This is a genomic window from Sulfitobacter sediminilitoris, assembly GCF_010667575.1.
In the GTDB taxonomy this organism is placed as follows: domain Bacteria; phylum Pseudomonadota; class Alphaproteobacteria; order Rhodobacterales; family Rhodobacteraceae; genus Sulfitobacter; species Sulfitobacter sediminilitoris.
Genome location: NZ_JAABNT010000002.1, coordinates 214432 through 229288, shown reverse-complemented (window position 1 = coordinate 229288; position 14857 = coordinate 214432). Strand labels below are relative to the sequence as shown.

General features: G+C 56.5%; 12 protein-coding genes. 5 read left to right on the top strand and 7 right to left on the bottom strand.

The features are described 5' to 3' along the window. The first annotated feature begins 31 nt into the window (after positions 1–31). A complete protein-coding gene (locus GV827_RS04000; protein ID WP_164352412.1) occupies positions 32–469 on the top strand; it encodes an NUDIX domain-containing protein in 438 nt (145 codons plus the stop codon). Here the strand turns inward: GV827_RS04000 and GV827_RS03995 are convergent. Further along, positions 443–1780 carry a PP2C family protein-serine/threonine phosphatase gene (locus tag GV827_RS03995; protein WP_328823106.1) on the bottom strand — a complete coding sequence of 446 codons (1338 nt, stop codon included), beginning with the start codon at positions 1778–1780 and terminating at the stop codon, positions 443–445. The genes GV827_RS04000 and GV827_RS03995 overlap by 27 nt on opposite strands. Before the next feature lie 113 nt (positions 1781–1893). Here GV827_RS03995 and GV827_RS03990 point away from each other — a divergent pair, with 113 nt between their 5' ends. Next, on the top strand, positions 1894–2226 hold the full coding sequence (locus tag GV827_RS03990; protein WP_164352411.1) for an Hpt domain-containing protein: 333 nt from the start codon (positions 1894–1896) through the stop codon (positions 2224–2226). Here the strand turns inward: GV827_RS03990 and GV827_RS03985 are convergent. Then, positions 2223–3035 (bottom strand): SDR family NAD(P)-dependent oxidoreductase, encoded by an 813-nt coding sequence (locus GV827_RS03985; protein WP_164352410.1) that lies wholly within the window; start codon positions 3033–3035, stop codon positions 2223–2225. The genes GV827_RS03990 and GV827_RS03985 overlap by 4 nt on opposite strands. 11 nt (positions 3036–3046) lie before the next feature. Beyond that, a complete protein-coding gene (ilvA, locus tag GV827_RS03980) occupies positions 3047–4279 on the bottom strand; it encodes a threonine ammonia-lyase IlvA (protein WP_164352409.1) in 1233 nt (410 codons plus the stop codon). Positions 4280–4404: 125 nt separating this feature from the next. Here ilvA and GV827_RS03975 point away from each other — a divergent pair, with 125 nt between their 5' ends. Then, complete coding sequence (locus tag GV827_RS03975) at positions 4405–5625, top strand: argininosuccinate synthase (RefSeq protein WP_164352408.1); 1221 nt, start codon at positions 4405–4407, stop codon at positions 5623–5625. Here the strand turns inward: GV827_RS03975 and GV827_RS03970 are convergent. Beyond that, positions 5622–6311, bottom strand: a complete 690-nt coding sequence (locus GV827_RS03970; protein WP_164352407.1) for a sulfotransferase-like domain-containing protein — start codon at positions 6309–6311, stop codon at positions 5622–5624. The two genes, GV827_RS03975 and GV827_RS03970, sit on opposite strands and share 4 nt — an antisense overlap. Positions 6312–6458: 147 nt before the next feature. Here GV827_RS03970 and msrA point away from each other — a divergent pair, with 147 nt between their 5' ends. After that, positions 6459–7124 carry a peptide-methionine (S)-S-oxide reductase MsrA gene (msrA, locus tag GV827_RS03965; protein ID WP_164352406.1) on the top strand — a complete coding sequence of 222 codons (666 nt, stop codon included), beginning with the start codon at positions 6459–6461 and terminating at the stop codon, positions 7122–7124. On the opposite strand, the gene GV827_RS03960 is transcribed toward msrA, so the two are convergent. The 3 genes from GV827_RS03960 to GV827_RS03950 are packed head-to-tail and all read right to left on the bottom strand — an operon-like array spanning position 7121 to position 12034. Beyond that, entirely contained in the window at positions 7121–7993 is an 873-nt protein-coding gene (locus tag GV827_RS03960) for a ribokinase (RefSeq protein ID WP_164352405.1), read from the bottom strand. The genes msrA and GV827_RS03960 overlap by 4 nt on opposite strands. Beyond that, positions 7990–10248: an NADP-dependent malic enzyme gene (locus tag GV827_RS03955; RefSeq protein ID WP_164352404.1), complete on the bottom strand. Its 2259-nt coding sequence runs from the start codon at positions 10246–10248 to the stop codon at positions 7990–7992. The genes GV827_RS03960 and GV827_RS03955 overlap by 4 nt, the downstream gene beginning before the upstream one ends. A 55-nt stretch (positions 10249–10303) precedes the next feature. Next, positions 10304–12034: a glycosyltransferase family 61 protein gene (locus GV827_RS03950; RefSeq protein WP_164352403.1), complete on the bottom strand. Its 1731-nt coding sequence runs from the start codon at positions 12032–12034 to the stop codon at positions 10304–10306. A 161-nt stretch (positions 12035–12195) separates the two neighbouring features. Here GV827_RS03950 and mutS point away from each other — a divergent pair, with 161 nt between their 5' ends. After that, positions 12196–14817 carry a DNA mismatch repair protein MutS gene (mutS, locus tag GV827_RS03945; protein ID WP_164352686.1) on the top strand — a complete coding sequence of 874 codons (2622 nt, stop codon included), beginning with the start codon at positions 12196–12198 and terminating at the stop codon, positions 14815–14817. Positions 14818–14857: the final 40 nt, after the last annotated feature.

Genomic DNA, 14857 nt, shown 5'->3' with positions numbered 1-14857 from the left:
CGGGGCAAGCAACGGATAAAGGGGAACGCAGATGATCAGACGTGTGGGGGTACCGCCCCGAAAAGACATCTCTTATCGATTGCGGCCTGGTGCCTATGCGATTTTACCGCTTCAGAACCGCTTTCTGCTGACCGCGCAGCTTGCACCAAAGCTGGATATCCAACTGCCGGGCGGCGGCATTGATCCGGGCGAATCGCCTTTGCAAGCCTTGCATCGCGAGGTTCTGGAGGAGATTGGCTGGCGCATTGCACGGCCCCGCAGGCTGGGCGCATTCAGGCGTTTTGTGTTCATGCCGGAGTATGAGCTTTGGGCCGAAAAGCTGTGTCATGTCTATGCTGCGTATCCAGTCAGTCAGATCGCCGAACCGGTGGAACCGGATCATGAAACACTCGTCCTGAACCGGAATGACGCTCTTTCAATGCTCGGCAACGATGGCGACCGTCTATTCCTGCGGCACTTCAACGGCTAGGGCAGGTCCGGAATACTCAAAAGTGATGCCCGAAACATCATCCGGAAATTCCTCTGTCCCGGCAAATGCCGCCAGCTCCCAGACAAGCGCCTCTAATAGGGCCGTGCCCTGCACGTCAGCAAGCCGCTGCATGATTCTGTACAGACCGTCCTCGCCCAGCAGATCGCCTTTGGCATCAGGGCATTCTGTCACCCCATCTGACAGCAATATAAGCCCGTCACCGGGTGCCAGCGTTGTCGTATATTCATCAAATCTGACGTCAGCCATCAATCCAACGGGGAAACCACCCTCACCGCATTGTTCGATCTGACCATCAGCGCGCTGCACCAAAGGATGCGGATGACCGGCCTGCGAAAAAGTAACCTCACCGGTTGGCAGATCAACGAAAGCCAGCATGAGGGTAAAGTACTGCTCGGTGTCCATTTCGTTCAGCACCAGCTTGTTCAGGGTGGCCACAGCGTCCTTGGGCGGCAACGCGAAATACCGCCCATCGGGTTGGCGGGAAAGGGCAACGTTCTGATCCGGCGATGCGGCCGACAGATACCCTGCCAATCTGGCGGTCATCAGGGCAGAGCTGATGCCGTGACCCGACACATCAATCGCGTAAAGCCCCAGCTTTTGATCGTCGGTCGAAAAATATCCGACGAGATCGCCCCCGACATGCCCGGCAGATCGCAAAAGCAGGGACAGCCCCCCTTCACGCCAGGCACGGTGACGATCTGGCACCAAGGATTGCTGCAGCTTTTTCGCTTCCAGCAGGTCTTTGTCCACCAGGTCATAGACGCGCGTCAGCTCATCAAGCGTCATATTGACCAGCCGGTTCTTCTTGGAAAGCTCACGTTGCATTCTCACGATACGCTCTCCGGCGGAAATGCGGGCGCGTAGTTCGTGCATATTCACGGGCTTGGACAAGAAGTCATCCGCACCGGAGTGAAGGCCACGGACGATCTCTGATTTCTCGGTCTTTGAGGTTAGAAGGATAAAGTACCCATAATCATCCTGAGTTATCTCTCGGAACACCTGACAGAACTCGATCCCGGACATGCCCGGCATCACCCAGTCGCTGATGACAAGGTCAAACACCTGATGCTTGCAATGCTCCAGCGCTTCCTCTGCCGTTTCGGCCTCAACCACGTCAAATCCCCATTTCACTAGGGTCGACGCCAGAATGCGCCGCTGCAAGCGGCTGTCATCCACAATCAACAGGCGGTGCGGCGTGGCTGCGTGCACCTCTGTCTCTGCCTTATCCGGTATCGCGTTCCTGTGGCCCATGTTTGCCTGCACTGTTGCTGCCTCGTCGTGTCGTTGCACGGTTCGCTTAAGACAGCGTAAAGGTTCAAAACCAACGCATATTGCCGGCTGACGGATGGCTTTTGTTAAGGTCCTTGGCCCAAGTTCCGGTCACTTTAGCCAAGGAGGTCAAAATGATTGACTGGAACCACGTCCGGACGCTTCAGCAAGAGGTTGGCCCGGAAGATTTTGACAAGCTGGTCCCGCTATTCTTTTCGGAGATAGACAGCGCGGTCAAACGTGTGTCGAAATCAGATACACCAATCCAGCTGGCGCGCGACTTGCATTTCCTGCGAAGCGGAGCGTTAAACCTTGGTTTCAGTGACCTGTCTGCACTTTGCGCAGAAGGCGAGATGCAAGCGGAAAACGGCGAGGGTGACAAGGTGGACCTGACAGCAATCGTGTCCTGCTATGAGGCGTCAAAACAGCAATTCATCGAAGGTCTGCAAAATCTCGATGCCGCCTAAACCAGTTTGTAAAAGTTTTCGATATTGATACCGCCAAAGGTTTCCTCCGCCTTTGCCCGCAGCATCTGCATGCCTGTGATCCAACGGTCATGATCTTTGGCCCGGTGCACCGCGTAGGTTTGCACGACGGGATGCGACAAGATCAAGAAGCGGTCTTCCTCGACCCCTTGGGTGATCGCATGCGCGACGTCATCCGCCGTCAGCAAGGACTCCTGCTGCGCTGCGTCGTCGTCTGAAAGACCCAGAAGCGGGGTCGCCACATATTGAGGGCAGACAACAGACACGCCGATCCCCTCATGCCCATGGGTGATCGCCAGAGATTCCGCAAAACTGACAGCCGCGTGTTTCGTTGCGGAATAGGCGGCATCCCCGATCTGGTTCAACAGTCCCGCCGCGGACGCAACATTGACCAGATGCCCTGAGCCGCGTTCGATCATCATGGGCAGCAACGCCCGCGCCGCATAGACGTGTGACATCACATGGACCTGCCAGTTCAGCATCCAATGCGCATCGGGCTGCGACGCGGCATGGGTCGGCTCACCCCCGCCAAGTCCGGCGTTGGATACATAGATATCCACCGTGCCATGTGCCTTGGTCGCTTCATCAATCAGGTGTTTGATCTGCATTTCGTCACGGACATCGCATTGTACCGCGATGCCGCCAATCTCAGCTGCGACCGCTTCGGCCTTTTTGCCATCAATGTCCGACACACAGACTTTGGCCCCCATGTCAGCCGCCCGGCGTGCAAGTGCCGCCCCAATGCCACTGCCAGCGCCGGTAATCACAACTGAACTGTCTTTGAATTCCATCCGTCTGCCCCTCAGATCACGAATTGCGCGAGCGTTTCGTCATTGGTGATATCGGTGTACGTGAAACCGCTTTCGTCGATCCGCTGAAACAGACTCTGGAAATTCTCTGGCTTGTCCGTTTCGATTCCGATCAGGACAGAGCCAAAGTTGCGCGCTGATTTCTTCATGTACTCAAATCGCGTGATGTTGTCGTGCGGTCCCAGCTTGTCCAGAAAATCCCGCAGGGCACCGGGGCGTTGGGGCAGCCGCAGAATAAAGTACTTCTTCAGTCCCGCGTAGCGTTGCGCGCGTTCCTTCACTTCGGGCAGGCGTTCAAAATCAAAGTTGCCTCCGGTGACCAGACAGACAACTGTCTTGCCTTTGATCTGATCCCTGATGTCGCCCAGCGCCTCAATTGACATGGCACCCGCCGGCTCCAGCACGATCCCCTCGACATTCAGCATTTCAACGATTGTGCAGCAAATCCGATCTTCCGGCAGGTCGATGATATCCTCTCGCGCAATCGTTTTCAGGGTCTCGAACGGTCTTGCGCCAAGCTTGGCCACCGCGGCACCGTCCACGAATGAATCAATGGGCGACACGTCAACTGGCTTGCCTTCATCAATCGCAGCCGCAAGGCTCTTGGCTCCGGACGGCTCAACAAAGGTGTACCGGCATTCTGTCCCGAAATAACCGACCACACCCGCAGACAGGCCGCCCCCACCGACTGGCATCACAATATGATCCGGGACGCGGCCCAATTCCTGTTCGATCTCAACCGCGACCGAAGCTTGCCCTTCGATCACGTCGTAATCGTCAAAAGGTGACAGAAAATGCGCACCTTGCTCTGCGCAAAAGGTCTGTGCTGCAACCAGTGTTTCGTCAAAATAGTCCCCAACCAACCGCACTTCGGCATGGTCTCCACCAAACATGCGAGTCTTGAGGATCTTTTGCTCTGGCGTGGTAACGGGCATAAAAATCACACCCTTGACCCCAAAGTACTTGCACATGAAGGCCACGCCCTGCGCGTGATTGCCTGCCGAGGCGCAGACAAAAAGCTCCTGATCGGGGATTACCTTGCGCATCGCGTTGAACGCTCCGCGCAGCTTGTAAGACCGCACCGGCGTCAAATCCTCGCGCTTGAGCCAGATATCAGCATCAAAGCGGTCCGAGAGCAGTTCATTCTTCAGTAAAGGCGTCGCAGGGAACACCGACCGCATCTTGGCCGCCGCGAGCGTTGCCATCGCTTGAAAGTTTTCTGTCATGGCGATGCCTCCCGGTGCCTTTCTCTTCGATAGGGATGCAGGGCAAAGAGGTCAACGCGGCAGGCTCATCTTGCCCAGCTTGCGAAAACCGGATACCTCGCGGGCCAAGTCAGAAAGGGAATCCCATGTCCGCGCCCAAAAAAGTTGTGCTCGCCTATTCCGGCGGTCTTGATACCTCGATCATCCTCAAGTGGCTGCAAACCGAATACGGTTGCGAGGTCGTCACCTTCACCGCCGACCTTGGCCAGGGCGAAGAGCTTGAGCCAGCGCGCAAGAAGGCCGAGATGATGGGTGCCTCCGATATCTATATCGAAGATGTGCGAGAAGAATTCGTCCGCGATTTCGTCTTTCCCATGTTTCGCGCCAATGCCGTCTACGAAGGACTGTACCTGTTGGGTACCTCCATCGCGCGGCCATTGATTTCCAAACGGCTCGTTGAAATCGCCGCTGAAACCGGCGCCGATGCCGTGGCCCACGGGGCAACCGGCAAGGGCAACGATCAGGTGCGTTTCGAACTGGCCGCCTACGCGCTGAACCCCGATATCAAGGTAATTGCGCCGTGGCGTGAGTGGGATCTATCCAGCCGCACCAAGCTTCTCGACTTTGCAGAAAAGAACCAGATCCCGATTGCGAAAGACAAGCGTGGCGAAGCGCCGTTCAGCGTGGACGCGAACCTGCTGCACACCTCTTCCGAGGGCAAAGTGCTGGAAGACCCGGCTGTGGACGCGCCCGATTACGTCTATCAGCGCACCGTCGATCCGGAAAAAGCACCGGACGAGCCGGAGTATGTCGAGATCGGATTTGAGCGCGGCGATGCTGTGTCCATCAATGGTGAGGCGATGTCGCCCGCCACGATCCTGACCAAGCTGAACGAGTTGGGCGGCAAGCACGGTTGCGGACGTCTTGACCTGGTCGAAGGACGCTTTGTCGGGATGAAGTCACGCGGTATCTACGAAACGCCAGGCGGCACGCTGCTGCTTGAGGCGCACCGCGGCATTGAATCCATCACGCTTGACCGCGGTGCGATGCACCTCAAGGACGAGCTGATGCCGCGCTATGCAGAGCTGATCTATAACGGTTTCTGGTTCTCGCCCGAACGTACGATGCTTCAGGCCGCCATCGACGCGAGCCAGACCCATGTCACGGGCACCGTGCGGCTGAAGCTGTACAAGGGTCACGCGCGGACTGTGGGCCGCTGGTCGGATCATTCGCTTTATTCCGAAGCGCATGTGACGTTCGAAGATGACGCCGGCGCTTATGACCAGAAAGACGCGGCAGGGTTCATCCAGTTGAACGCCTTGCGGCTCAAGCTTTTGGCGGCACGCGACAAGCGGCTCAAAGGTTAGATCTTCTGCGCTGCCATGCTTTCGTAGTAGGGCAGCGCGACCTCCATCAAAGCCTCCATATCAGGCTCTAACTTGGGCATATCGCCCTCCGCTCCGGCAAATCCGCTGCTGCGGTGGACCGCTCCGTACCAATGCTTTGCCCAAACGCCATCTTCGGGGCGCGGCCCAGCGGACCAACCAAGCATCGCAGGATCGAACGCCAGATCAATCGCATCGCAAAGCTTGCGCAACTTCGTTTCCGGATCGGCACGGATATCCGTACTGTCGACCACTACGCCGCCCAGCTGCCCATAGATCACCTGCTGTTGCACGAATCCAATATCCTCAAGTGTCGGCGCTTCGCGTTTGGCGGCATAGCTGGCAATGACCCGCGCCGGATTTCGGATCAAATGGACATGCACACAGTCCTTTGACCATCCCATGGGGAAATCATCGCACATGTGATGTGGCATGTGCTTCATATAAAGATGGGGCTTACCCTCGCGGCGACACGCCAAATCAACCTTGTTAGGGTCTGTTTCATGCGTACTGATGATTTCATCCCGCATCGGATGCTCCAGCCCGGTCCGCGCCAGATAGGCCGCATAAAACGGCTCATCCATCACCGCGAAATCGGTCCGCGCGCCAAAGCTGTACATCATTGCCGTGCTCAGATTACGCGGCCCGGACCACATCGCAATACGCATGAAACACTCTCCCATTCCGTTCGCGACGCTAGAAATGTTACGGCTCTGTGCCAAGCGGTAAAGTACCATCACCTGCGCGTGAGGTGACGGCGCTGTGCATTGCGCTAGCCTGACAGGAAGTTCAGCCTGAAAGAAAAGGAGACAGCGATGCTACATATCTCAACCTTGAAGGCATTCATCCTGGCCGGGCTTATCGCAGTGGGGTTGTGCGCTCAATCAACCACGGCACGCGCCGCAGGGATTGAGACGCTGACAGTGGCGGGTGGATGTTTTTGGTGCGTCGAATCTGATTTCGAATCCGTATCCGGTGTCAAAGAGGCCGTTTCCGGTTTTGCCGGCGGCAAGACTGGCAACCCGACCTACAAACAGGTGACCGCAGGGGGAACGGGGCATTATGAAGCGGTGCAGATCCAGTTCGACCCTGATGTCGTCAGCCGTGATACAATTCTTGACCTGTTTTTCCGTTCGATTGATCCGACAGATGCGGGCGGCCAGTTCTGCGACCGAGGCGCAAGCTATCGAACGGCGATCTTTCCCGCAAACGACGCCCAGCGCGCTGCCGCGGAACAAGCGAAGCGCAAAGCACAGGCAGAGCTGGGTCAAACCATCGTAACGCCGATCCTTGGACCGTCGAAATTCTATCCGGCGGACGATTATCATCAGAATTACTACAAAAGCAGCGACCGGCTGGCGGTGACCTCAGTTGGCCTTGGCGTCAAAAAATCGACCGCCTACAAACGCTATCGTAAGAATTGCGGTCGGGACGCACGTGTCAAGCAATTGTGGGGCAGTGATGCGCCATTTGTGAATTAGGAAAAGTCGTGATCCTGAATCTCTTTGAGATCCGGGATCACATCCGCCGTCCCCTCTCGCGTGACCATCAACGCCCCGGCGCGCATCGCCAGATCAATGGCGTCTGGCATCGGCAGCCCCCTGTCCAAGCCAGCGATCAGATAGCCAGTGAACGTATCACCTGCCCCTGTTGTATTGACAACTTCCACAGGGTAGGAAGCGAATTCCTGGGCTGTTTTCCCTTTATTAGAGACCCATTTGCACCCATCCGCCCCCAGAGTGACGATGATATCATCAATGGGCAAATCCTCAATTCGTTGCCCGGTTTCCTCCTGCAATTGGGCGGCTTCAACCGCGTTCAGCACCAACAGGTCAATATGATTGATGACAGCCTGAACCGCCTGAGACGAAAAAGGCGCTGCGGCATAGGCAAAGCGCAGTCCCAGTGTCTTTCCGGTCCGCGCCGCGTAACTCTGTCCCGAGGTTTCATTCTGCATGAGCAAAAAATCACCTGGGCTCGCCTCTGACAATGCGGCGCCGATCATCTGATCCGTGATGGCGTGATTTGCACCGGTGAAAAGGACGATATTATTCTCGCCAGCCGCATCCACGTTGATATTGGCATGTCCTGTTGCAACCTCTACCTGCGCGATGTGCCGGGTATCGACGCCGTATTCCAGCAAACGGTCGACCGCCCATTTGCCTTCAGGCCCTACTGCACCGATGTGCGCCACCCGCGCCGCCGCGCGAGCGGCAGCAACCGACATATTCGCCCCTTTTCCACCCAGCCCCTGATGAAAACGTGTGGCAGCGATGGTTTCACCCGGCGCGGGCAAATGGCTCAAATGATAGAAATTATCCGCATTGATTGAGCCGAGGTTCCAGATCATTCGCCAACCTTGCAGGCCGCAAGAACGGCCATGTTCAGGATATCGTTCGCCGTCGCCGTGGTGGAACAGATCTGAATGGACTTATCGAGCCCGGTCAGAATGGGACCAATCACCGTCGCGCCAGCCATCTCTTGCATCAGCTTTACCGAAATGCTGGCCGAATGGCGTGCTGGAACAACAAGGATGTTCGCAGGGCCGGTCAATCGCGAAAACGGATATTGCGCCTGCGCCTGAACGTTCAGGGCCACATCGACGGTCATCTCGCCTTCATACTCAAAATCCACGCCACGCGCGTCGAGCACCTTGGGCGCCTGATGCATCTTTTCGGCACGTTCCGACACCGGATACCCAAAGGTTGAAAAGCTGACGAATGCGACACGCGGTTCCAGCCCCAGATGGCGGACGACTTTCGCGCCGCGTTCGGCAATATTGGCCAAGTCGTTTTCATTGGGCCATTCATGCACCAGCGTATCGGCGATGAACACAATCCGCCCCTTGTGCAGCAACGCGGTGAACCCCGCCGCACCATGCTCCGGGTTTGCCTCGAACACGTGGTTCAGCCTTTCCAACACATGAGCTGACTTGCGTGTCGCACCCGTGACCAATCCATCGCCATGTCCATGGGCCAGCATCAGGGCGCCAAATACATGGCGGTCCCGCGCCGCAAGCCGGTGAATGTCCTTTGCATCGTGACCGCGTCTTTGCAGTCGGTTGTAAAGAAACGTTTTGTAGGTTTCGAGATGATCTGTCTTGGCTGCATTCACGATCTCAAGCTCGCGCACAGCGTCCGACATCCCGGCTTCTTCCAGCTTTTTCTTCACGTCGTCAGGACGTCCAACAACAAGCGCCTTCCCAAGGCCAGACCGCTGATAGGTGACAGCCGCACGCAGAACGCGCGGATCGTCGCCTTCGGCAAAGATCATCCGCGCCTGATTGGCCCGCGCACGGGCGTTGATGCCACGTAGAATATTGGCCGTCGGATCCATCCGGGACTTCAGCGTCAGCTCATAGGCGTCCATATCGATAATGGGACGGCGCGCAGCACCGGTATCCATGCCTGCCTTGGCCACCGCTGGCGGGATCCGATGAATAAGACGCGGATCAAAGGGCGTCGGGATGATGTAATCCCGCCCGAAACTCAGCGTCTTGCCATAGGCCAGCGCCACTTCGTCTGGCACATCCTCGCGGGCAAGATTGGCCAGCGCATGGGCGCAGGCGATCTTCATCTCATCGTTGATGGCACGTGCATTGATATCAAGAGCGCCCCGGAAGAGGTAAGGAAAACCAAGAACGTTATTCACCTGATTGGGGTAATCCGAACGCCCGGTAGCTACGATGGCATCCATCCGGACTTCATGTGCCTCTTCGGGCGTAATCTCGGGATCGGGGTTCGCCATGGCAAAGATCACCGGATCATCCGCCATACTGGCGACCATGTCCTGCGTCACCGCCCCCTTGACGGAAACACCCAGAAACACGTCGGCGTCTTTCATCGCTTCTTCCAGGGTACGCAGCTTGGTGTTCGCCGCATGGGCGGACTTCCACTGGTTCATCCCTTCCGTTCGGCCCTGATAGATGACGCCCTTGGTGTCACACATGATGCAATTGTCTTGCTTGGCTCCCATCGCCTTGAGCAGTTCAAGGCAGGCAATCCCTGCAGCCCCGGCACCGTTCAGGACAATGCGGACATCCTCAATCTTTTTCCCTGATATATGCAGCGCGTTCAGCAGCCCCGCCGCACAGATCACCGCTGTCCCATGCTGATCATCATGAAAGACGGGAATATCCATCTCTTCTTTCAGACGCTGTTCGATGATAAAACACTCAGGCGCCTTGATGTCTTCAAGGTTGATGCCGCCAAAGGTCGGCCCCATCAGCTTGACCGCGTTGATGAAGGCATCTGTGTCTTCGGTATCCAGTTCGATATCGATTGAGTTTACATCCGCGAACCGTTTGAAGAGAACCGCCTTGCCTTCCATCACCGGCTTGGATGCCAAGGCGCCGAGGTTCCCAAGGCCCAGAACCGCCGTTCCGTTGGATATGACAGCGACAAGGTTGCCCTTGTTGGTATAATCGTATGCCGTTTCAGGGTTTTCCGCGATCGCCTCGCAAGGCACGGCAACGCCGGGCGAATAGGCGAGGGACAAATCGCGCTGCGTTGTCATTGGAACGGTGGCGGTGATTTCAAACTTGCCGGGCGTCGGCTCCAGATGAAAGGCAAGAGCCTCTTCTGAGGTGATACGATTCTTGGACACGGGTGGTGAATTCCTTTGTTTTGCGCACCGTAGCTTTGTTCGCAAAGACGTACAATCAGGCGACGTAGCGCACCCATTCATGGTTGCTGACAAATGCGTCGTGCCGTTGCGGGAAATCGGTCTTGAGCCGCGACAGCGCCCAGCGGATCACCTGTGGCCGTTCACAGCGGTTCGCACACCAGATAATCCGAACCAGCGTTTGCCAGCGTGTCGGATCAGCCTTGTGCGCCATATCCAGCGCAACCAGTTCCGATTTCGGCTCATCCAGATCCTTGTGACAGTCCGCCTTCAGCAGACACAGCTCAGCGTTCTGCGCAGCCATGTCCTTGTGTTTATCCAGCAAACCGATCGCCTGTTCCGCACCGCCAACCTCAAGCAACTCCTTTGCCAGTTCTGAGACGACAGCGGGCGATTTCAATTCTGGGTATTGGCCCAACAGGGATACAACAAACGCCATGATCTGCCCGATCGCCTTGTCAGACATCGACACAGGGATCAGGCCTTCAGATTGGAAATCAGGCTCTATAAGGGGATTTTCAGACTTGAGATCACAAAAGAAATTGACGTATTTGCACTGCGATGCGTGCGCCAAGGGCCAAAAATCACCCCAACGGTGCCGTGCAGTCTGAACCGTTCCAATTTCGATGACATAAGTTTGCGGCCCGGCAAAAAGCATGTTGGTGAAACCGGCCCCGTGATAGGACACCATCATCTCGGCATTCGCCATGATCGCAATCTGCTCTAGCGGGCTCAGGCTTTCGAAAACGACATATTCGAAACCGAACATCTCAAGATGCTCAAACAGCTTGTCCTCGCCGTCCATGTGCCGGACGCGGCTCAGCCGAGTGTCGCGTCCTACAAAGAACTTCTTTGGCAAATGGCTGAAATCACGGCCCTCAATCGCCTTGAGCGCGCGCGCTCTCAACGCCAACAGCGCGGAATTCACAACGTTCATGGACAAGGCAGACCGGGCGCCCAAGGCCTGAACGCCACCATGGTTCTTGATTGCGTCGGGGGCAAACCGGTTCATCCCCGCGATCACCGAAGGTGGTGCCTGATAATGACCGCCGATCAGATCATAGGTCGACAACACGCTGTTGTAGTCTTTCGGCACACGTTCGAAAAACACACGGCCTTCAAACTCAGGGAAAAGCGCTTCGGCATAGGCTTGCGCAAAAGGTCGCTGACGCTCTTCCTGATTGGGGAAGTGAAAATAGATGTCACCCTCGAAACCCAAACCATCCAGAACTGTCAGTTGGCAAAGCGATTCAGTGATGAAATGGTAGTAATTAAAGGTATTACGACACTCGATCGCGAAAGGGACCGAAGGGTCTAAAAGCCCGGCATAGAGAGGAATTTCCTTGCCCTCATTTCCGGCGCTGCAATTGGCAAAGTAATCGGCAAGCCGTTGGTCGACATCAGCCAGAGTGTCTTCGTTCTCCCACCTGAACCGATTGATCAAGCGATTGCCCGCAGCGCCGGTCAGAACCAATCTGTCCCGCGCCTGAACATAGGATTTGCGAAAACTTGCCTTATCAAGGACAACAGGCACGGAGTTATATTCGATCGCTTTTGAAAAGGTCCGCGTCTGCACTGCACTTCGGATCAGCCCCTTGATCCGCTGATTAATCTCGTCGTGTTCGCTGGCTGCAAAGCCAGTTATCCGCGCTTTGGGCATGGGGCGCCAGACAAACTCTGGCTCCAACAGCAAACGCAGTCCCGGATCCCGCCAGGGATTCAGGAACAGCACATCCGGGGGCAAGGTAAAATCGACCTTATTGCGCACGACAGTTGGCCTGCTTCTGCTTGGACTTTTCTTGTTTTAACACGCATCGCTGACCCGTCCACCGTCAAGGCGCGGCAAGCGCCCCTTTCCCCCGGAACCGTGGTTTTGTACAGACATGGTGGAATGGGGAGACTTTCGTGAGTGACGCAAAAACCACGCCGATGATGGCGCAATATCTGCAGATCAAAGCAGCGCACGAAGGAGCGCTGCTGTTCTACCGGATGGGCGATTTCTACGAGATGTTCTTCGAAGATGCGGTTGCCGCAGCCGAAGCGCTTGATATCGCGCTGACAAAGCGCGGAAAGCATGACGGTGAAGACATTCCGATGTGTGGCGTTCCGGTGCATGCAGCCGAAGGGTATCTGCTTACGTTGATCCGCAAAGGCTTTCGCGTGGCTGTTTGCGAACAGATGGAAAGCCCGGCGGAAGCAAAGAAGCGTGGGTACAAAGCGATTGTGAAACGGGACGTGGTACGCCTTGTCACCCCCGGCACCCTGACGGAGGATTCATTGCTTGAGGCGCGCAGGCACAATTACCTGGCTGCGTTCGCCGAAGTGCGCGATTCCTGCGCCCTGGCCTGGGTAGATATTTCGACCGGCGCTTTTCACGTGATGCCGTTGCCCTCTGTCCGGCTGGGCCCGGAACTCGCTCGCCTCAGTCCTTCTGAACTGATCGTATCTGAGGCGAAAGAGTCTGAACTATACGAATTAGTCTCTGAATTCGGGATTGCGCTGACTGGTTTGGCACGGTCGGCTTTTGACAGCACCAGCGCTGAAAAACGCATCTGCGATCTGTTTGGCATCGCCACGCTGGACGCTTTCGGCTCTTTTGAAAGGGCCGAGGTATCGGCCATGGGTGCCCTGATTTCCTATCTGGAAATCACCCAAAAGGGCAAACTGCCCCTGTTGCGTCCACCGCAAAAAGAAAGCGAGGCCCGCACCGTTCAGATTGATGCAGCAACCCGGCGCAATCTGGAACTGACCCATGCTCTGGGCGGTGGCCGCGCCGGTTCTCTGCTGGGTTTGATGGACAGGACCTGTACCGCTGTCGGGGCACGGCTGCTTGAGCGACGAATTTCAAGCCCGTCTAGGGTTCTGGACATAATCAACGACCGGCTTGATGCGGTCAGTTTCGGCTTTGAAAACATGCGGCTGACACGCGACCTGCGGGAAACCCTGCGCAAGATCCCGGATCTTGACCGCGCCCTGTCGCGCCTGTCGCTTGACCGGGGTGGACCAAGGGACCTTGCCGCCATCCGAAACGGGCTGGCAGAGGCAGAACGACTTGCCGAACTGCTTGGCCCACAAGATTTAACCCAATTGTTGTCCGACGCCGTTTCTGATCTTGGCGGGCATACGCCGCTGATTGATCTTCTGGATCAGGCGCTGGTGGCGGAACCACCGTTGTTGGCCCGCGATGGCGGATTCGTCGCACCGGGGTATGACGCCGAATTGGATGAAGCCCGAACGTTACGCGACGAAGGGCGCGGTGTGATTGCCGGCATGCAGCAGCAATTCGTCTCTGATACGGGGATTTCGTCTCTGAAAATCAAGCACAACAATGTTCTTGGCTATTTCATCGAGACGACGGCAACCCATGCAGAAAAAATGCTGTCGGCACCATTCTCTGAAACCTTCATTCATCGCCAGACCACCGCCAATCAGGTGCGGTTCACGACTGTTGAGCTGTCCGAGCTGGAAACAAAGATCCTTAATGCCGGGAACCACGCGCTTGAGATCGAAAAGCGGCTCTATGAAAGGCTTAAAACGGCAATTCTCGAAAGTGCTACCGATATCGGGCAAACATCGGCTGCAATCGCCGAGATTGATCTGGCCCTGTCCCTTGCTGATCTTGCGACTGCCGAAAACTGGGTCCGGCCCAAGGTTGATCAAAGCCGTGCGTTTCATATCGAAGGAGGGCGTCATCCTGTTGTCGAACGGGCGCTGGCACAACAGTCCGGAGATCCTTTCATCGCAAATGACTGCGATCTGAGCGCGGAAAGCGACGCTGCGAATATCTGGTTGCTCACCGGTCCGAACATGGCGGGTAAATCGACCTTTCTTAGGCAAAATGCGTTAATTGCGCTGATGGCCCAGATGGGCAGTTTTGTGCCTGCTTCGAAGGCTCACATCGGTATCGTAAGCCAGTTGTTCAGCCGGGTTGGCGCCTCTGACGATCTGGCACGGGGGCGGTCCACTTTCATGGTCGAGATGGTCGAGACGGCCGCGATTCTCAATCAGGCAGATGACCGGGCGCTGGTGATCTTGGATGAAATCGGAAGGGGAACGGCAACCTATGATGGCCTCTCCATCGCTTGGGCCACGCTTGAGCATCTGCATGATGTGAATAAATCTCGGGCGCTCTTTGCGACGCATTACCATGAGATGACCGCGCTCGCCGGGAAGCTTGACGGTGTCGATAACGCGACCGTCGCTGTGAAAGAATGGGAAGGGGAGGTCATCTTTCTGCACGAAGTTCGGAAAGGTGCGGCGGATAGGTCCTATGGCGTGCAGGTCGCGCAATTGGCCGGGCTGCCAGACAGCGTCATTGCCCGGGCGCGCGTTGTCTTGGATGCGTTGGAGAAAGGCGAACGTGAAGGCGGTGCGACGCAAAAGACCATGATTGATGATCTGCCTCTGTTTTCTGCCGTTCCCGCGCCCCCACCGCCGGTTCAGAAGACGTCGCAGGTTGAGGAAGAATTGGCGCTGATCATCCCAGACGAACTCAGTCCGCGAGAGGCGCTTGATCTGATCTATAAACTGAAAGAGGCGGCCAAATCATGACCACCCCATTTTAAAACCTGATTAACAGCCTGTTATAGCC